The following is an 18,246-nucleotide window of genomic DNA, read 5'->3' on the forward strand; positions in this document are numbered from 1 at the left end:
AGCGCAAGCGCCCGTGCCGACAGCCCGCCTGGCGCGGACCTTCCGGCAGGTGATTCACCCGGTGCGGCGCCCCGGGAGGGCGGGCCGGCCGGTCCAGGGGTGCCGGGTGATGGCCTGACCGGCGCGGATGCCCCACGTCCGGACAGCACCCCGCGGCGCACGAACGATCAACCGGCTCCGGGCGGCCCCGAGGGCGGCTCGGCTGTGCGGGGCGATGGGCGTCGGGTCGATCGAGGAGGGGATACGCCGTGACGACCTTCCCGTTGCTGGCCGCGCTGCTGCCCTTCCTGGCCGCCGCCGCGGGCCTCCTGCTGTCCCGATGGCCCCACGGCCGCGTATCCCCAGCCGGGGCGCCAAGCCCAGGGCATGGCCATGACGGCCGGGGCGGCAACGACGCGGCGGGCTCATCGGCGCCGGCCGATCGGCGAGCCAACCAGCGGGCCGGGTGGATCGCGGTCGTGCCTACAGCCGCCTCGGCGGTGCTGGCCGCGTGGGTGGCGTGGGGGCACGGGTTCGGTTTCCTGACGGGCACGGGAACGTCGGCAGCCGTGGGTGAGACGTACGGGACCATCGAGACCGGCGGCGTGCCCATCTCGCTCACCCTGCAGGCGGACGCCCTGTCCGGCCTGCTCGGGGTGCTGGTGACGGTCGTGGCGCTGGCCGTGCAGGTCTACTCGATCGGCTACCTGCGCGACGATCCCCGCTACCCGTCCTACAGCGCGTTCATCAGCCTGTTCACCGCCGCCATGCTGCTGGTGGTCTACGCGGGTGACCTTCTTGTCCTCTATGTCGGGTGGGAGGTCATGGGCCTGTGCTCGTACCTGCTCATCGGGCACTGGTGGGAAGATCGCGGCAATTCGCGCGCAGCGGTCAAGGCGTTCCTGGTGACGCGGCTGGGTGACGTCGGGTTCCTGTTCGGGATCTTCGTGCTCGGGATGGGCGCGGGAAGCTTCCGGATCGGCGACGTGCTCGCGCGGGTGCCCGAGATGTCCGCCGCGACGCTGGTCACCGCGACGATGCTGCTGCTCGCGGGCGTCGCCGGCAAGAGCGCGCAGGTGCCGCTGCACACCTGGCTGCCCGACGCGATGGCGGGACCGACGCCGATCAGCGCGCTGATCCACGCCGCCACCATGGTCGCCGCGGGCATCTTCCTCGTGGCCAGGCTGTTCCCGGCCTTCGCCGCCGCCCGCCCGACGCTCGACGTGCTCGCGGTGCTGGCCGCGCTCGGCATGCTCGGCGCGGCGCTGGCCGCGTTCGCCCAGGACGACCTGAAACGCGTTCTCGCCTACTCGACCGTCAGCCAGCTCGCCTACATGGCCGGCGGGCTCGCGGCCGGCTCCGACACCGCCGCGATCTTCCACCTGATCACGCACGGAGCGTTCAAGGCGCTGCTGTTCCTGTGCGCGGGCGTCGTCATCCACCACGTCGGCTCCAACCTGATGACGCGGATGGGCGGGCTGCGACGCGAGCTGCCGGTCACGTTCGCGGCGACGACGGTCGGGTTCGCCGCGCTCATGGGCCTGCCTCCGGCCAGTGGCTTCTTCAGCAAGGACGCGCTGCTGGTCACGATGGAGGGCGCGCTCGCGGGCGGCCTCACCGACGCCGCCGCGCTGCTCCTGTACGGCTGCGCGCTCGCGACCGTCGCCGTCACCGGCGCCTACGCCACCCGGGCCTGGCTGCGTACCTTCTTCGGCCCGACGCGCACCGTCGCGCTCCCCGAGCCCGAACCCGGCACCGCCCGCGTCATCGACACCCGCGAAGCGCCGCCCACCATGCTCGTGCCCGTCGTGATCCTCGCGGTGCCGGCCCTGCTGCTCGGGTTCGCCGGCGGGGTGCACCTCGACGTGCCGGTGGCCGCCACCAGCGTCGCCCTCGCGCTGCTCGGCGCCGGGGTGGTGTACGCCGCCTGGCGCGCCGACCCGGTGGCCGACCCGGCGCGCCTGCTCGGGCCGCTCCGGGTGCCGTGCGAGCGGGCCTTCTACGTCGACAGCCTGTACGCCGCGATCTTCGTACGCCCTGTCGTGTGGCTGTCCAGGCTCGTCGTCAGGACGGACGACACGGTCGTCGACGGCGCGGTGCGCGGCTCGGGCCGGTCGGCGTACGGGCTGTCGGGGATGCTGAGGCTCGCCCAGAACGGCAACGTGCAGCTCTACGTGAGCGGCCTGCTGGCCGGTGTCCTGCTGATCGCGGTGGGGGCGGTGGTGTTCACATGACTCCTGACCTGGCCGTCCCGCCCGGCGGGGCGGTGGTCGCATGATGGGCTGGGTGTCGGTCGCGCTGATCGCGGTGCCGCTGGCCGGGGCCGTGGCGCTGCTGGTGGCGCCGGACGCGCTCCGGCCGGTGCTGCGAATCTACGGGCCGATCGTGTCCGGGGTGACGCTGGTGCTGGCCGTGGTCATGCTGGCCGCGTTCGACCAGGGCCAGGCGGCGCGGCCCCAGTTCGCGGTGGACCAGCCGTGGATCCCGGGGCTCGGACTGCGGTTCCACCTGGGCGTCGACGGGATCTCGCTGCCGTTGGTGGTGCTGACGGCGCTGCTGACGTTCCTCTGCTTCGCCTACCTGGGCTGGGGCGGCGGCAGGCGGCCAGGGCAGCTCCTGAGCGCGCGGCCGGGAGGGGCGCGGCCGAGGGCGCTGGTGTTCACGCTGCTCGTGCTCGAAGTCGGCATGATCGGCACCTTCCTGGCGCTCGACCTGCTCCTGTTCTTCGTGTTCTTCGAGATCGTGCTCGTGCCCATGTACTTCCTGATCGCCGTCTGGGGCGGCGAAGGGCGGCGGCGCGCGGCGGTCAAGTTCATCCTCTACACGCTGCTCGGCTCGGTCGTCATGCTGCTCGGGCTGCTGCTCGTCTGGGCGCAGACCGGCACGCTCGACATCGTGGCGCTCGGCGACGCGCACGGCGCGGGCATGCCGAGGGCGGTGCAGGTGCTGGCGTTCGCCGCGATCGGGATCGGGCTGGCGGTCAAGACGCCCATGTGGCCGCTGCACACCTGGCTGCCCGACGCGCACACCGAGGCGCCCACGGTCGGCTCGGTGCTGCTGGCGGGGGTGCTGCTGAAGATGGGCACCTACGGGTTCGCCAGGATCGCGATCCCGATCCTGCCCGAGGGCGCGGTGGCTGTGGCGCCCTGGCTGGGGGCGCTGGCGGTGGTCGGCATCGTCTACGGGGCGCTTGCCTGCCTCGCCCAGCGCGACCTCAAACGCATGATCGCCTATTCGTCGGTCGGGCACATGGGGTTCGTGCTGCTGGGGTTCGCGACGCTGACCACGGTGGGGATCAACGGCGCGCTGTTCGCCAACGTGGCGCACGGGCTGATCACCGGGCTGCTGTTCTTCGTGGCCGGGGGGATCAAGGACCGCTATCACACGGGCGACATGCCGTCGCTCGGTGGCGGCATGCTGGCGACGCTGCCGCACCTCGGGGCCGTTCTCACGTTCGCCGCGATCGCGTCGCTCGGGCTGCCGGGGCTGGCGGGGTTCTGGGGAGAAATGCTGGCGCTCCTGGGCGCCTTCCAGCCGGGCGGGGGGCTGCCTCGGGGGCTGTTCCTCACGTTCATGGTCATCGGTGGGCTGGGGGCGGTGCTGACGGCGGCGTACTTCCTGGTGATGCTGTCCCGCGTCACCCACGGCGTCCCCTCAGTCCCCGCCGCCCCTGCCGTTCCCGGTGTCCACGCTGTGCCCACAGTCCCTGCCGTCCCCGCAGATCCAGGCCCCGCCCCGGTGGCGACGGGCGCGGGCAGCGACGCGGTGGTATCGGGCGCAGGCAGCGACGCGGGGGCGACGGGCGCGGGGGCCGGCGCGGTGGTATCGGGCGCGGGTGCCGGTGCGGGGCTTGACGAGCGGGCCGCCGCGGTTTCGGCGACTGCCGAGGTGACCGGGGACGCGGCCGGGTGGGAGACGCCGGACGAACGCCCCGTACAACCGCTGGAAGCGCAGCCGGAGCAGGCCCGGTCACCTGGACGTGACGACGGCTCGCCCGCCGCGGGGATGCTCGACGTGCAGCGGTACGAGCTGGTCGCGTGGGTGCCGTTGATCGTGCTGACCTTGCTGTTCGGGCTCTGGCCCAAGCTGCTGCTCTCGCTCACCACGCCCGCCGTGCAGAACCTGCTGGGGGCCTTGTCATGATCCAGGAGATCGACTACTTCGCCATCGCGCCGCCCCTCACGCTGGCCCTCTTCGCCGGGCTGGTGCTGGTGCTCGACGCCTTCCTGCCCGCCCGGCCGCGGGTCAGGCCGGCGTTGGGGCTGGTCACGCTGGCGGGGGTGCTGGTCGCGCTGGGGTTCGTGGTGGCGCAGGCGGTCAGGGGCGGCTCGGCGCTGTCGACGTTCTGCGTCCCGCCCGGCCTGAACGCCCCGGGCGGGGGCTGCTCGTACGTGGTCGACCGGTTCACGCTGATCCTCGCCGGGCTGGTGCTGGTGGCGGCCGTGGTGGTCGTGCTGATGTCGATGACCGAGCTGGCCAGGGGCGACATCCCGGTGGGGGAGTGGCACTTCCTCCTGCTCTGCACCCTCGTGGGCGCGGTCATACTGCCCGCCTCGCGTGACCTGATCATGCTCGTCGTGGCGCTCGAACTGGTCTCGCTCCCGGTCTTCGCCCTCACGGCGCTGAAACGCTACGACGGCCGCTCCTCGGAGGCCGCGGTCAAGCTCTTCCTGGTGTCCGTGGTGTCGACCGCCGTCATGCTGTTCGGGGTGTCGCTGCTGTACGGGATCGGGGGGAGCGTCTTCCTGGACCGGCTCGGCGCGGTGCTCGGCGGTGAAGCGGCGGCGCCAGGCCGGCCCGGCGCGGGGGCGTCCGTCCTGGGGGCGTCCGTGCTGGGGGCCGAGCACGGCCTGCCGGGAGTGGTCACCGTCGGGGTGGTCCTGGTCGTGGCGGGGTTCGCGTTCAAGATCGCGGCGGTGCCGTTCCACGCCTGGGCGGCGGACGTCTACCAGGGCGCGCCGATCCCGGTGGCCGCGCTGCTGTCGGTGATCTCGAAGGCCGCCGGGTTCGCCGGGCTCATCCTCGTCCTGGTCACCGCCCTGCCCGGCCAGGCGGGCGCCTGGGTGCCGATCGTGGCGATCCTCTCGGCGCTCACCATGACGGCGGGCAACCTGCTGGCCATGCGCCAGCGCTCCGCCGTACGCCTGCTGGCCTGGTCGTCGGTCGCCCAGTCGGGCTACATCCTGGCCCCGCTCGCGGTGGCGCCCGCCGGGACCGGGGCCGGGGCCTCGGTGGCGTACCTGGTCATGTACGCCGCCATGAACCTGGGGGCGTTCGCCGTGGTCATGCTCGTCTCCCGGGTGGCCCGGCGCAACGAGCTCGACGACTACCGGGGGCTGGCGTTCCGCAGCCCGGTGGCGGCGTTGGCGCTGGCGTTCTGCCTGCTGTGCCTGGCGGGGTTGCCGCCGGGGCTGGCGGGGCTGTTCGCCAAGATCGTGGTGTTCCGCGAGATCGTCGACGGCGGGGCCGGGTGGCTGGCGGTGGTGATGGCCGTCAACACGGTGATCGGGCTGTACTACTACGTCGCCTGGACGGCACGGCTGTTCGTCCCTGTGACTGCGATAGGGGGAGCCGTTCGGGAGGGGGCGGCTCAGGCGGTGGTCGCGCCCCGGTCGGCTCCGGCGGTGTGGGTGGCGATCGGCGTGGCGGTGGCGGTGGCGGTCCTGTTCTCGGCCGCGCCGCAACTGGTGCTCGACCTGACGACGGTGACCTGAAGCCGCCGATTCGTCTCACGCTCGCCCGAGGGGCCGCCCTTACGCAGGGTTTCGTCTCGTGCGTGACCGGTGGGGGCGGCGGGGAACGCTGGAGCAGGGCATCGTCGTTGTACCAGGTGAACCCGGACCACGAAGGGGGGAACCTTGCACCACAACGGTCTGCGCACCGCGATCCTGCTCGGCGGCCTGTCTGCGCTGATCCTCGCCGCGGGCGCGTGGCTGGGCGGCGGCACCGGTCTGCAGATCGCGTTCGTGCTCGCCCTGGTGACCAACGGTTTCGCCTACTTCTTCTCGGACCGGATCGCCCTGTCGGCGATGCGCGCCCGGCCGGTCAGCGAGGTCGAGCAGCCCACCCTCTACCGGATCGTCCGAGAGCTCTCCACCGAGGCCCGCCAGCCGATGCCCCGCCTGTACGTGTCGCCGACCGTGCAGCCGAACGCGTTCGCCACCGGCCGCAGCCCGCGCCGGGCCGCCGTGTGCGTGACGTACGGCCTGACCCAGCTGCTCGACGAAGCCGAGCTGCGGGGCGTTATCGGGCATGAGCTGTCCCATGTGTACAACCGCGACATCCTGATCTCGTCCGTCGCCGGCGCCCTGGCCACGATGATCACCTGGGTGAGCTATGTGGCGGTGTTCTTCGGCGGGTCGGATGACGACGAGGGCCCGGGGTTCGTCGGGGCGCTGCTCATGATGCTGCTCGGCCCGGTGGCCGCCGGGATGATCCAGATGGCGATCTCCCGCAGCCGCGAGTTCCAGGCCGACGAGGCGGGGGCGCGGCTCACGGGTGACCCGCTCGCGCTCGCGTCCGCGCTGCGCAAGATCGAGATGGGCGCGCGCAGGCTGCCGCTGCCCGAGAACAGCCGCCTGACCTCGGCCTCCCACCTGATGATCGCGAACCCGTTCAGCGGCGCCGGCCTGGGCCGCCTGTTCTCGACCCACCCGCCCACCTCCGAGCGCGTGGCCCGGCTGGAGCGCATGGCGGGCTACCGCCGCTGACGCGAGAATCGGGACCATGCGACGATCTTCGCGGCTGACCGAGGCCGAACGGAAGCTCTGGGACGCCTTCCCGACCGGCCGCATGGTGACGTTCGCCCCTTTCGAGCCGGGCCCTGACTGTTCAGCCGGAGCCAACGCGCCTCTGGACGGCCACACCTGGGGTCCCGAGCGCACGGTACGCGCCGAGGTGATCGCGAAGCTGCTGCTGGGCGCCCGCGAGACGGGCACAGGGACGGTCCCGGCGGTGCGGCTGACGGGCGCGCGGATCACCGGCCCGCTGGAGATCGTCGGCGGCACGGTCGACCACGAGCTGGTGTTGCACGGCTGCTACCTGGACGATCCCGTCCTCATGGGCGGCACGACGACGCGGACCATCCGCCTGACCGACTGCCGCTTACCCGGCTTCAGCGGCGGCGGCATGCGGGTGGCCGGCCATCTGAGCCTGTCGGGCTCGTACGTCCAGGGCACGGTCCGGGTGGCTCGCGCGCAGTTCGAGACCGGGCTGTGGCTGGCCGGGACGAAGGTCGTCGCCGCCGAGGGGGATCCGGCGTTCTACGCCGACGCCATGGTGGTGGATTCGGTGACGCACATGCGCAACGCCGACTTCTCCGGCGCCGTACGCCTGGTCGGCGCGCGGCTCAACGGCGGCTTCCAACTGGACCACGCCAAGCTCCGTAATCCGGGCGAAGAGGCGCTCGTCGCCGACGGCCTGGTCGTCGAGGACTCGATGAGCTGTACCGGCGACTTCCTGGCCCTGGGCTGCCTGCGGCTGCGGGGCTCGCGGATCAACGGCCGGTTCTCGCTCCGCGGCGTCGTCCGCAGCCCCGACACCACGTACGCGCTGCACGCCAGCCACATCGAGGCGCGCGAGTTCCTCATCAAGCCGGCCGAGCGGATCGACGGCGTGGTGACGCTGGCCCACTCCACCGTGGGCACCCTGCACGACGACGTCGCCACCTGGCCGGACAAGCTCCGGCTGAACGGGCTCACGTACGACCGCCTGCGCGGCCACGGCTTCGCGCGCCGGATCGAGTGGGTGAGCCGCGATCCGGAGGGCTTCCGGACGCAACCGTACGAGCAACTGGCCGACTGGTACATGCGCGGCGGCAACGACGCGCTGGCCCGCCGCACCCAGCTCGCCAAGATGCGCGGGCTGCGGGGGATCAGCGGGCCGCGTACCCGGTTCTGGGGACGGCTGCTCGACGCCACGGTCGGCTACGGCTACCGGCCCTGGCTGGCGGCGGTGTGGTTCGGGGCGCTGCTCGTGCTGGGCACGGTGGTGTTCGGGCTGAACCCGCCGCGTGCCGTCAAGCCCGGCGAGAGCCCGGTGTTCGACTCGTTCGCCTACACCTTCGACCTGCTGTTGCCGTTGTCGACGTTCGGGCAGCGGGACCAGTTCGACCCGGCGGGGTGGACGCAGGGGCTCGCGTACGGGCTGATCATCTCGGGCTGGATCCTGGCGACGGCGCTGATCGCGGGCGCTACGCGGGTGCTCCGGCCGTCGTGATCTTGCGCAGCAGCGCGGCCAGGTCCTCCGGGTAGAACGTCTCCCGCGTCGCGTCGAGCTCGCCGGCGCTCCACCAGTGGTGGCCGACCGTGGTGTCCTTCTCGATCGGCTCCATGTGCTCGAACGACACCTCGACCGCCTCGACGCGGACCGCGTAGAGCGTCTCGTCCTGGGTGATCGCGTAGCGGCCGAACGTGAACTCGCGGGTCTCGGTCCGGTAGGGCCCGGTGAACCGGTCGGCCGGCACCCGCAGCCCCGCCTCCTCGAACAGCTCGCGCGAGGCCGCCTCCGGCAGCGTCTCCCCCTCCTCGACGGCCCCGCCGATGGTGAACCAGAACAGCTCGTCCGGCCGCGCCGGATCGAACCCGTGGAGCAGGAGCACCCTGCCCTGATCGTCGAGAGGCAGGACGCGCGCCGTGAAGCGGCGCAACGGGATCATCGTCACGTCCGCCAAGCTTACGACCGCGGCAGCCGCGCCTCGATGCCGTCGAGAACCCGGTCGAGCCCGTACGTGAAGCTGTCTTCGCGGTTCTTGGCCGGATCGGCGTCGCGGTAGGCGGTGTAGAGGGCGAGGAGCCGTGGGTGGTCGCGCGCGGCTTCGTCGGCGGAGGGCCACAGCGCCTTGATCCACTCGTGCTCGCTCCGGTTGTCGCGCGCCATCCTGGACAGGGCCGCCGCCTCACTCATCGCGATGCCCAGCACGTACGAGATGAGGGTCTTCCCAGCGCGATCGGCTTCGAACAGGTCGAACCCCGCCTTCTCGAACAGTCCGAGCATTTCATCGGACAGTCGCAGGCTGTTGGGCCCGTGGAAGGACGAGACCACCTCGTCCAGCACGTGCACGGTCCACGGGTGCCGCAGGATCATGTCGCGCCAGCCGCGCGCGAGCGTGGCGGCGGCCTCCCGCCAGCCGGCCGGATCGTCGGCGACGGGCACCTCGATCTCGCCGAACACCTCGTCGACGACCAGCTCGATCAGCTCGTCCTTGTTGGCCACGTGCCAGTAGATCGCGGTGGCGACGGAGCCGAGCTGCCCCCCGAGCCGCCGCATGCTGAGAGCGCTGATGCCCTCGGAGTCCAGCAGCCGCAGCGCCTCGGCCACGATCTGCTCCCTGCTCAGTGATGGCTGCTCGCGTCGCGCGCGGCGCGGCCGGGTCCACACCGAGGGGTACGGCTGCTGTTCGGACAAGGCGTCCTCCTCTTCTCCCGCCCAGCTTAGCGAGCGTTTGCACACTGTGCGAGTCATTGGATGTTGTGCAAGAACTGAACACTGTGCAATGCTAACTGCACACCGTTCAATCAGAAGGGGGTGCTCCTGATGGAGCGTCATCCACGGCGTTGGCTGATCCTGCTGGTGCTCTGCCTGAGCACGCTCGTCCTGGTCGTCGACAACGGCGTGCTCACCGTGGCGATCCCGCCGCTGACCGAGGACCTGGGCGCCGGCGCCCAGGACATTCAGTGGATCATCGACGGCTACATCCTGGTCTTCGCCGGGCTCCTGCTCACCGCCGGCAGCCTCTCCGACCGCTACGGCAGGCGCCGCATCATGATCATCGGCCTGGTGCTCTTCGGCGTGGCGTCCCTGCTGGCCACGTACGCCGCCAGCCCCGGACAGCTCATCGCCGGACGCGTGCTGATGGGCATCGGTGGAGCCCTCGTCATGCCGAGCACGCTGTCGATCCTCATCACCGTCTTCGACGACGGCGAACGGCGCAGGGCCATGTCGATCTGGAGCTCCGTGCTGATGGTCGGCCTGGTCGGCGGCCCGGTCGTGGGCGGCGCGCTGATCGCCGAGTTCTGGTGGGGATCGGTGTTCCTCATCAACGTCCCCGTCGTGGTCATCGCCATCGCCGCCGCCCTGGCCTGGATGCCGGAGTCCAAGGGGCCGTGGCGCAAGCCCGACCCGATCGGCGCGATCCTGTCCGTGACCGGGCTGACCGCGCTCGTCTGGTTCATCATCGAGCTGCCGCACCGCGGCCTCGGCGACCCCGGCACCCTGGCCGGGCTGGCCGCGGCCGTGCTGGGCCTGGCCGCGTTCGTGATCTGGGAGCTGCGGACCCCGTACCCGATGGTGCCGCTGCACCTGTTCCGCGACCGCAACTTCAGCGGCGGCAGCCTCTCGCTCGTGCTCGTCCAGACCGGCAACGGCGGGCTGCTGCTGGCCATGGCCCAGTACCTGCAGTTCGTGCTCGGCTTCACGCCCACCCAGGCCGGGCTCGCCATGGCGCCGATGGCGCTCGCCGTGATTCTCGTCAACGCCGTCGCGGCCACCCTGGGCCAGCGGCTGGGCAACCGGCCGCTGACCGTGGCCGGACTGCTCGTGCTGGTCGCCGGGTTCGCGGTGCTGGCGACGTTGTCGGCCGACGACGGGTTCGGGATGGTGGCGGTCGCGCTGGTGCTGTTCGGGATCGGCGGCGGCCTGGCCCAGCCTGCGGCCATCGCGGCGCTCATGGGAGCCGTCCCGCCGGAGCACGCCGGGGTCGGCTCGGCGCTCAACGACACCGTCCAGCAGGCGGGTGCGGCGCTCGGCGTGGCGGCGCTGGGCAGCGTCCTGGCCGGGACGTTCACCGCGACCATGCCCGAATCGGCGCCGGAGCAGGCGCGCCGGTCGATCGGCGACGCGCTCGCCGTGGCCGCCCGCACCGGCGACGGCGGGCTGGTGGACACCGCCCGCGAGGCGTTCACCGGGGCCATGTCGCTGAGCTTCGTCGCGGGAGCCTGTGGCGCGCTGGCGGCCGCCGTCCTGGCCTTCGCCCTGCTACGGGACCGCCGGGGCGCGGCGGCGGCAGCCGCTGGTTCCACGGAAGAACTGACCGCCACTCACTGACGCCCTTGGGGGGATATTTCATGATTGCGCAGCGTTTCGACCGCACCCAGCATTTCGACAACGCCCAGCAGTTCGACCACGCGCGCTGGCAGGCTCGCCTCGACGAGTTGCGTGCCGCCCACCGCGTGCCCGGCGCGACCCTGGCCGTGCTCACCGGCGGCCAGGTGCACGAACTGGCCAGCGGCCTGCTCCACCTGGGCACCGGCGTGGAGGCGACCACCGACTCGGTGTTCCAGCTCGGCTCGATCGCCAAGGTCTACACCGCCACGCTCATCATGCAACTGGCCGAATCCGGCACGCTCGACCTCGACGCGCCCGTACTGGACGTCCTGCCCGACTTCGCCACCGCCGACCCGGCGGCCACCCCGCTGATCACCCCTCGGCGGCTGCTGAGTCACACTTCCGGCCTGACCTGCGACTTCACCTACGACGGCGGCCGGGGTGACGACTGCCTGGCCCGCTACGTCCGAGCCGCCCGGGGCGTCGCGCTCGACTGCCCGCCCGGGATCGCGGTCTCGTACAGCAGCGTCGGCTACAACGTGCTCGGCCGCATCGTCGAGGTGCTCACCGGCCAGACCTGGGACGACGCGCTGAAGGACCGGCTCCTCACCCCGCTCGGGCTCACGAGGACGATGACGCTGCCCGAGGAGGCGCTGCGGTTCCGCGCCGCCATGGGCCACCTCGGCGCCGACCCGGAGCCCGCCCCCGCCTGGGACCTCATGCCCAGGTCAGCGGGCCCGTACGGCAGGGTCATCGCCACCGCGGGCGACGTCGTCAGGCTGGCCGGCATGCACGTCGCGGGCGGCGCCGGCGTGCTGGCGCCCGCGACGGTCGCGGCCATGCAGCGGCGCGAGGTCGAGGTGCCGGACAAGTGGACCGTCAGCGCCGACGCGTGGGGGCTCGGGTGGACGCTGTACGACTGGTCCGGCGTGCCGGGGTTCGGCCACGACGGGGCGTCCATCGGGCAGTACGCGTACCTTCGGGCGGTTCCGGGGGCCGGGGTGGCCGTGGCGCTGCTGACGAACGGCGGGGGTGCGCGGCGGCTCTACGCGGATCTGTTCGCGGAGCTGCTGGGGGAGTTGGCGGGGGTGCGGATGCCGGAGCCGTTCGGGCCGCCGGTGGAGCCGGTCGCGGTGGATTTTTCGCGGTTTGCTGGGAAATATCGGCGTGAGGGGGTGGATATCACCGTTGATGCGGATGGGCACCTTGTGTATGAGTTCGTCGGTGGGATGAAGAACTTCTCCCCGCCGCTGGAGGCGGACCTGGTCCCCGTGACGGACACGGTCTTCGCCGCCGAGGCGGCCGGCGCGTCGTTCAGCGACGACTGGATGCCGGTGATCTTCGCGACCCTCCCGGACGGCACCGAGTGCGCGTACATCGGCATGCGAGCAGCCCCCAAGCAACCTGCCTAGGCGGTACGGCGGGCGGCGGCCATGATGCGGCGGCCATGATGTGAGGCGGGGACGGCATCGACAGGCCAGTAGGCGGGAAGGGGCCGCCAGGGCGCTGGGCGGGAAGACCTCGCTGGCGGAAAGACCTCGCTGGGCGGAACGCGCCTCCCCACCGGGCAGCGCGTTCTGCCACCCTCGCTAGCGGTAGTTCACGAACTGAAGGGCGATGTCCAGGTCCTTACCCTTGAGCAGGGTGATGACGTCCTGAAGATCGTCCTTCTTCTTCGAGCTGACCCGAAGCTCCTCACCCTGGATCTGCGCCTTGACGCCCTTGGGCCCCTCGTCGCGGATCAGCTTGGAGATCTTCTTCGCCTGCTCCTGGTCGATGCCCTCCTTGAGGCTGACCAGCATCCGGTACTCCTTGCCGGACAGCTTCGGCTCGCCCGCATCGAGAATCTTGAGAGACAGGCCGCGCTTGACCACCTTCTCCTTGAACACGTCGAGCGCGGCGTTCGCCCGCTCCTCGCTGTTCGCCTTGATCTCGATGTTGTTCTGCCCGGACCAGCTGATGGCCGCCCCGGTCCCCTTGAAGTCGAAGCGGTGCCCGATCTCCTTGACCGTCTGGTTCAGCGCGTTGTCGACCTCCTGCCGGTCGATCTTGCTGACGATGTCGAAAGATGAATCGGCCAAAGCGCACATCCTCTCAGCTGCTGGGTGTCATCTGGGACATCTGCCTCCGTGCCCGGTGAACACGGGCCCAGCGGATGAGCCTAGCCAGCATCTGCCCGCCGTGCAGGATCCGACCCCGGCCCCCGTCCCCGGGTCGCCCGGCCGACCGGGTTTCGGCGGTGCGCCAGGCCAAGATCCGGCGCGGGACAAACCGGTGTCACGTACACCTCCGAAGTCCGCTATCCTTCTTTCTGTCGCCGCGAGAGCGGATGGCACGGCAGGTTGCCCGAGTGGCCAAAGGGAGCGGTCTGTAAAACCGTCGGCTCAGCCTACGCAAGTTCGAACCTTGCACCTGCCACACCAGCGGGAAGAGGCCCGTCACCAGCGGAAACGCGGTGACGGGCCTCCCGCTCTGTGTCCGGTTGTCCACGGTCGTCAACGGCGCTCTACGGGCTCTCGCGTCGCATGTGCGTCGGCGATCAGCCGGCCTCCTGGGGAGGCTTGAGTGCCTCGCTGATCAGCTTTCGGGCGAAGTCGTCCTGGCCCACGATGCACTTCGCGTAGACCCGTAGAAGCACATTCACGCTGTGCCCTGCCCACTCGGCGACCTGAGGAGCCGGAACCCCGGCATTGAGCCACGTTGACACGCAGGCGTGCCGTAGGTCGTACGGGCGGGCCGCGAGCGGTGAGGCGGCCTCGGCCGTGCTCAGCGCTCCCTTACGAGCTTTCTGCCAGACGCGGCCATAGACGCTTTCCGAGAGCGGGCCGCCCCGCTCTCCTACGAATAGGTGACCGTCTGGGCTTACGCCATACGCGGTGAGGTGGGCGCGAAGGATGGCCACCAAGGGCGGGGGGATCGGCACGGGCCGGACCGCCGTACGCGCGCGGTGTTTGAGCTCTCGCGACTCCCGACGTTTTCCGTTCTCTGTCCAGTCGGCTCCCACGGCCGGTGCCGAGTCGCCGAGGCAGAACCACCCCCACTGGTCGTCACTTTCGACGTCAGGCAGGTCGATCTCGTCGGCCGTGAGCTCTGCGGCCTCCGCTGGGCGTAGAGCGGAGTAGTACATGACAGCGAAGAATGCCGTCAGTTGCGCCATCGTCTTTTCAACCTCGGCAAGCAGCGCCTCGGCTTGCTGTGGGTTGACCACGCGACGGGGAGAGACTTCCTCGGCAACCTTGGGCGTCTTCCATTTCACGCTGACTAGTGGGTTGCTTGCCAGGAGTTTGGCCGGGCTCACCGCGTAGTCGAGGACGTTGTAGAACACGGCGCGTTTACGGGCGATCGTGGTCCCTGCGGCGGTCTTTCCATTCATGGTCCTGGAAATGCCTTTCAGCGTCTCCAGGACTACAGCCTCATCGGCGAGAGACGCCACGGAAACCGTGTTCTTTTCCAGCCATGCGACCGCGTGGGCGAGGTCATCAGGCACGTCCCCCGAAGCGCGCCTTGGCTTGTGAGCAGCCCACTTGGACACGGCCTGGCGAATGTCGGACTTGGCCGGCCGGCCGGTCCCGCCTGTCAGCAGCGACAGTGTCGCGGTGGCGAGGGCGTCAGCGATTGAGCGGCGTGAGTTCGGTGCCACATCGTCCCACCGGTGGTCAACGTAGGCACAGATCAGCGCCCACCACGTGACTGAATGGCCGCGCTGCCCAGCATGCTCGGCGGGGCGTCCGGTGGCCAGGTCGAACGCCTTTCCCTGCCGAATGGCCGTGAGCAACTCGGCGCGGAAGCTCTCGGCGAGCGCCCGCGTCGTGAACGTCTCTCGCCAGGGCCTATCGGCGGTGAGCCACCGGACGGTATAGGTGTGTCCTCCCTTGTTCCTGTTGATGAGTACGCGCCACACACGCACGTCATACGTGGTGTTCATCAGGCTGTCTCCTCTCGGGAAGCGAGCCAGCGTTCGTACTCGGCGCGGCGGATGCGCAGACTGCCGTTGGGCAGGGTGATGCACTTGGGTGCCCGACGCTTGGCGCGCCAGTCGTAGAAGGTGGAGCGGGAGATATCCAGTTCGGCACAGAAATCGGCGACGGTGAGATGCTTGGCTCCGGTGGCGGTGGCGGTGGCGGTGGCCATTGGGCGTGTATCCCTTCCGGGTTTCGTAATTGGCATGAAGATGCCTCGGCATGGTGGTGCGTGAAGTGATCGCCGAAGCTGCCGCGCAGTGCGTGAGAGGGCGGGCCTGAGGAGGTACCCGTCCCATCCGTCCCAAGCTCATTTCCGCAGGTCAAGCCTGGGACGGGTAGAAAGGGTGGGACGGGTCAACCCGTCCCAGGCGCGGTTTCCGTCCCGCGCCGACCTGCGGTGACGAGGTTGGGACGGGTGGGACGGGTATCCTTGGCGAACGGCACCACATCGCCCTCGGGAACGGGTTCCACGGTTGGGCAGTAACGGCCCCAGGCGTCCAGGAAATCGGCGCGCTGGTAGCCCTTGACCTGCCCGGTGGTGAACCGGATGTTGGCCGAACGGATCTCGTATTCGCCGAGCATGATGCCGAGTTTTCGGGGCGTCAGCCCTGCGGGGCCGTGCTCGTTCCATTCGGCCTCGGGGTCGGCCTTGAGCCGTTCCAGCAGGACGGCGGTGGGCAGCGCGGTGTCAGCGCCGAACGCGGTGCGGCAGGCGGCCAGCAGGCGCACGCGCGCCGAGGCGTGGCCGTTGTCGTCGGCCTCGGCGGTGAGCGCCACCGCGGCGGCACGGGCACGCTCGGGCCAGGTGCCGCCGGCGTGGTCGGCGACGATGACCAGGGGTTCCCAGGTGTCGGCGGCGCGGTCTTCGACGGGCATAGCGGGTTCGGCCTCCTCCAGGGTGGCCAGGTCAGCGCGTAGCCACTGGTGGAGTTCAGCGGCCAGGTCACGGAGTGGGGTGCGGTCGCGGCGGTGGCGGTAGGGTGCGGCGGTTTCGCCGGGTGCACGTCGGCGCATGCGGACGACGACGGCGCGGTCTTCGATGGTGTCGGGCATGGCGCCGATGCCGGCGAGTGCGGCCATGGCGAAGGTCGGAATGCTTTCCACGCGGTTGGTGGCGGCGTCGTAGCGTTTGGCCGGCCGGTTGCGCTGATGGCCGGCATTCAGCAGACCGCGCAGGTCTTCGTTGCCGTCGGCCTTGGGGCCGAAGATGGTGTCGGCCTCATCGACCAACATCGTGGGCGGGTCGTCGGTGATGGAGCGATAGACGGCGGCGCTGGATGAGTTGACGGTGATGAACGGGTTGTGGCAGGTGGCCTCCACGATGTCGAGGAGCCGGGACTTGCCGCAGCGCTTCTCAGGGCCTCGGATGACCAGGCGGGGCGCGTGCGCCCATGCGAGTTGGGCGTGAGTGGCGGCGATCCACAGGGTGACGGCGTCGGCGGTTTCCGGGCTGGGCAGGATGACGTAGCGGGTCAGGGCGGCGCGTAGCCGGTCGAGGAGGTGTGCGCCGGTCGGGTGATGGGTCATGGTGCCTCCCATACGTGCGGTCAGACGGTGGCCAGGCGGCGGGGCCGGCGGGCGCCGTGCCGCAACCCGGAGTTGACGGTTCGGGTGACTTCGGCGCGGGATAGTCCGAGGTCACCCCCTCCCTGTTCAAGCAGCTCTTTCACCTCCTGTTCGGGCAGGGCGCCGCCGGCGATGAGTTCGCCGAGGGCGGCGGCAGCGCCGAACAGGGCGCGGTTGCGCTGGCCGGGTTGGGCGGCGGCCAGGTGCGCAAGCTCACGGTCCAGGGCCGCGCGCAGATAGGCGGAATGGCGATCATCGGCAATGGGGACGTGTACGGGCCGTTTGGCCGGCAGGGGGGCGGGTTGAAGCAGCTTGAACAGGGAGGGGGGCAGCGGAGCGGGCGCGGTAGCGTGCTGCACCGTGTACGGGCCGGTGCCGTCCGGCAGGGTGACGACGCTGCCGGGGGCGAGCACGTAGCCGCCCCAGGCGCGGGTGTCGATCAGCCATCCGAGGCTGCCGTTGGTGCTGGGCAGCCGGGCGCCGGGCGGGGCGGTGTAGTACAGGTGCAGGCCGCCGCGCCGGGTGCGGACCTGGAGGGTTTCCAGGTCCAACGGGATGCCGGCGCGCTGGCAGATCAGCGCGAACACGTCGGCGCCGTCGCCGATGCCCGGCAGATCCCATTCCGAGGGCGGACGCTGGCCGGGCTTGGGCTGGTCGAGGTCGATCACGACCAGTCCGGCGGGGCCGGTGGCGATGCCCACGTTGTAGGGAGCGCGCTGCCACCAGGTGTGGATGCGGTCGGGGTCGCAGGTGGCGCGGGTCTCCCAGTCGGTGAAGCCGCGCGGGGGTGCCTTGTCGCCGGCGGCGATCGGGAAGACGGGCCAGCCTCGGGCGGCGGTGGCCAGCGCGGAGCGGATGCGGTCGTTCATGCGGCCTGCCTCTCTGCCGGGTTCGTGGTCAGGGCGCGGGCGATGGCGTGGCCGATGTGCAGGGTGTAGGCGGGCGGGATGGCCTCGGCGATCTCGCGCCGGGCGTCGGTCCAGCCGATGCCCATCGCGTGCTGCCACTCGGAGACGGAGCCCTTGCCGCCGCCGTCGCCATAGACGGCCACGATGTCGCCGTCGTAGTAGCGGCCGTGCCGCCACCCGCGCACCCGATGCCCGTCATGGGTCGGGTGAGCGGGCTGTGGGACGGTCAGGCCGTGCAGCTCGAACTGCCGGTGGCGGAACACCTTGAGGTCGAACATCAGCCCACACAGCAGCAGGTCGCGCCGCATCACGGCCTTGCCGGTGGGTTGTTCGATGATCCAGGGCCGGCCGGTGGTCATCAGGGCGTCGCGGGTGGCGGCCAGGAGACTGCGGTGCAGGTGGCGGCGGTCCTGGTTGGTGCCGGCGGTCAGCGTGCAGTCGGCCTGACAGGGTGGGCTCGCGGCGATGACGTCGTACTCGTGGCCGTGGGCGCGTACGTAGTCGATGGCGTCGGCCTGGTGGAAGGTGAACGGGTAGGCGGGGCGCGGGGCGATGTCCACGCCGGTCACGTCGAAACCGGCCAGGTGGTAGCCCATGCTCGCGCCGCCGGCGCAGCAGAACAGGTCCAGCAGGCGCAGCCCGTTCGGTTCGCGCGCCGGAAGCTGCCAGGGGCGCGGGAGGTCGGCCGGGTGCGCGGCTCCTCGCGACGGTATGGCGGTGTGGGTCATGCCGCCCACCTTTCGGTCTTGGTGTCCAGGGATGCGGTCAGCGCTCGTTCGAGGCAGACC

The 18,246-nt window shown here is 70.9% G+C and carries 15 protein-coding genes and 1 tRNA gene; 8 read left to right on the forward strand and 8 right to left on the reverse strand.

Going from position 1 to position 18,246, the window contains the following annotated elements:
- The first annotated feature begins 248 nt into the window (after positions 1 to 248).
- The 5 genes from KME80_RS12810 to KME80_RS12830 all read left to right on the forward strand — a co-directional run bounded on the left by KME80_RS12810 (position 249) and on the right by KME80_RS12830 (position 8,196).
- On the forward strand, positions 249 to 2,213 hold the full coding sequence (locus KME80_RS12810) for an NADH-quinone oxidoreductase subunit 5 family protein (RefSeq protein WP_219504632.1): 1,965 nt from the start codon (positions 249 to 251) through the stop codon (positions 2,211 to 2,213).
- Between the two features lie 40 nt (positions 2,214 to 2,253).
- Positions 2,254 to 4,122 carry a complex I subunit 4 family protein gene (locus tag KME80_RS12815; RefSeq protein WP_372455354.1) on the forward strand — a complete coding sequence of 623 codons (1,869 nt, stop codon included), beginning with the start codon at positions 2,254 to 2,256 and terminating at the stop codon, positions 4,120 to 4,122.
- Positions 4,119 to 5,693: an NADH-quinone oxidoreductase subunit N gene (locus KME80_RS12820; protein WP_219504634.1), complete on the forward strand. Its 1,575-nt coding sequence runs from the start codon at positions 4,119 to 4,121 to the stop codon at positions 5,691 to 5,693. Before KME80_RS12815 ends, KME80_RS12820 begins: the two co-directional genes overlap by 4 nt.
- A gap of 144 nt (positions 5,694 to 5,837) precedes the next feature.
- Entirely contained in the window at positions 5,838 to 6,689 is an 852-nt protein-coding gene (gene htpX, locus KME80_RS12825) for a zinc metalloprotease HtpX (RefSeq protein ID WP_219504636.1), read from the forward strand.
- Positions 6,690 to 6,705: 16 nt separating this feature from the next.
- Positions 6,706 to 8,196, forward strand: coding sequence for a hypothetical protein (locus tag KME80_RS12830; protein ID WP_246644698.1), 1,491 nt, complete (start codon positions 6,706 to 6,708; stop codon positions 8,194 to 8,196).
- On the opposite strand, the gene KME80_RS12835 is transcribed toward KME80_RS12830, so the two are convergent.
- Positions 8,171 to 8,635, reverse strand: a complete 465-nt coding sequence (locus tag KME80_RS12835; RefSeq protein WP_246644747.1) for an NUDIX hydrolase — start codon at positions 8,633 to 8,635, stop codon at positions 8,171 to 8,173. The genes KME80_RS12830 and KME80_RS12835 overlap by 26 nt on opposite strands.
- Before the next feature lie 17 nt (positions 8,636 to 8,652).
- Positions 8,653 to 9,384, reverse strand: coding sequence for a TetR/AcrR family transcriptional regulator (locus KME80_RS12840; RefSeq protein ID WP_246644700.1), 732 nt, complete (start codon positions 9,382 to 9,384; stop codon positions 8,653 to 8,655).
- Between the two features lie 129 nt (positions 9,385 to 9,513).
- On the opposite strand from KME80_RS12840, the gene KME80_RS12845 reads away from it, so the two are divergent.
- Together KME80_RS12845 and KME80_RS12850 are read left to right on the forward strand one after the other, a co-directional pair.
- Positions 9,514 to 11,022 carry an MFS transporter gene (locus KME80_RS12845; RefSeq protein ID WP_219504641.1) on the forward strand — a complete coding sequence of 503 codons (1,509 nt, stop codon included), beginning with the start codon at positions 9,514 to 9,516 and terminating at the stop codon, positions 11,020 to 11,022.
- Between the two features lie 20 nt (positions 11,023 to 11,042).
- Positions 11,043 to 12,434: a serine hydrolase domain-containing protein gene (locus KME80_RS12850; protein WP_219504643.1), complete on the forward strand. Its 1,392-nt coding sequence runs from the start codon at positions 11,043 to 11,045 to the stop codon at positions 12,432 to 12,434.
- Positions 12,435 to 12,611: 177 nt separating this feature from the next.
- Here the strand turns inward: KME80_RS12850 and KME80_RS12855 are convergent, their stop codons facing one another.
- Complete coding sequence (locus KME80_RS12855; protein WP_246644702.1) at positions 12,612 to 13,103, reverse strand: YajQ family cyclic di-GMP-binding protein; 492 nt, start codon at positions 13,101 to 13,103, stop codon at positions 12,612 to 12,614.
- 255 nt (positions 13,104 to 13,358) lie between these two features.
- Between KME80_RS12855 and KME80_RS12860 the strand changes: the two genes are divergently transcribed.
- Positions 13,359 to 13,440: transfer RNA gene (locus tag KME80_RS12860), tRNA-Tyr, on the forward strand.
- Positions 13,441 to 13,561: 121 nt separating this feature from the next.
- Here KME80_RS12860 and KME80_RS12865 read toward each other — a convergent pair.
- The 5 genes from KME80_RS12865 to KME80_RS12885 all read right to left on the reverse strand — a co-directional run bounded on the left by KME80_RS12865 (position 13,562) and on the right by KME80_RS12885 (position 18,186).
- Positions 13,562 to 14,947 (reverse strand): tyrosine-type recombinase/integrase, encoded by a 1,386-nt coding sequence (locus KME80_RS12865; RefSeq protein WP_219504648.1) that lies wholly within the window; start codon positions 14,945 to 14,947, stop codon positions 13,562 to 13,564.
- Positions 14,947 to 15,153, reverse strand: a complete 207-nt coding sequence (locus KME80_RS12870; RefSeq protein ID WP_219504650.1) for a helix-turn-helix transcriptional regulator — start codon at positions 15,151 to 15,153, stop codon at positions 14,947 to 14,949. The genes KME80_RS12865 and KME80_RS12870 overlap by 1 nt, the downstream gene beginning before the upstream one ends.
- A gap of 185 nt (positions 15,154 to 15,338) precedes the next feature.
- Positions 15,339 to 16,511: a DUF3631 domain-containing protein gene (locus KME80_RS12875; protein WP_219504652.1), complete on the reverse strand. Its 1,173-nt coding sequence runs from the start codon at positions 16,509 to 16,511 to the stop codon at positions 15,339 to 15,341.
- 20 nt (positions 16,512 to 16,531) lie between these two features.
- The gene (locus KME80_RS12880) at positions 16,532 to 17,419 is read right to left on the reverse strand and encodes a bifunctional DNA primase/polymerase (protein ID WP_219504654.1); all 888 of its coding nucleotides are present in this window, start codon (positions 17,417 to 17,419) and stop codon (positions 16,532 to 16,534) included.
- Positions 17,416 to 18,186, reverse strand: a complete 771-nt coding sequence (locus KME80_RS12885) for a DNA cytosine methyltransferase (protein ID WP_246644704.1) — start codon at positions 18,184 to 18,186, stop codon at positions 17,416 to 17,418. Before KME80_RS12885 ends, KME80_RS12880 begins: the two co-directional genes overlap by 4 nt.
- Positions 18,187 to 18,246 lie beyond the last annotated feature (60 nt).

This window comes from Nonomuraea ceibae (assembly GCF_019396325.1).
GTDB classification, from domain to species: Bacteria; Actinomycetota; Actinomycetes; order Streptosporangiales; family Streptosporangiaceae; genus Nonomuraea; species Nonomuraea ceibae.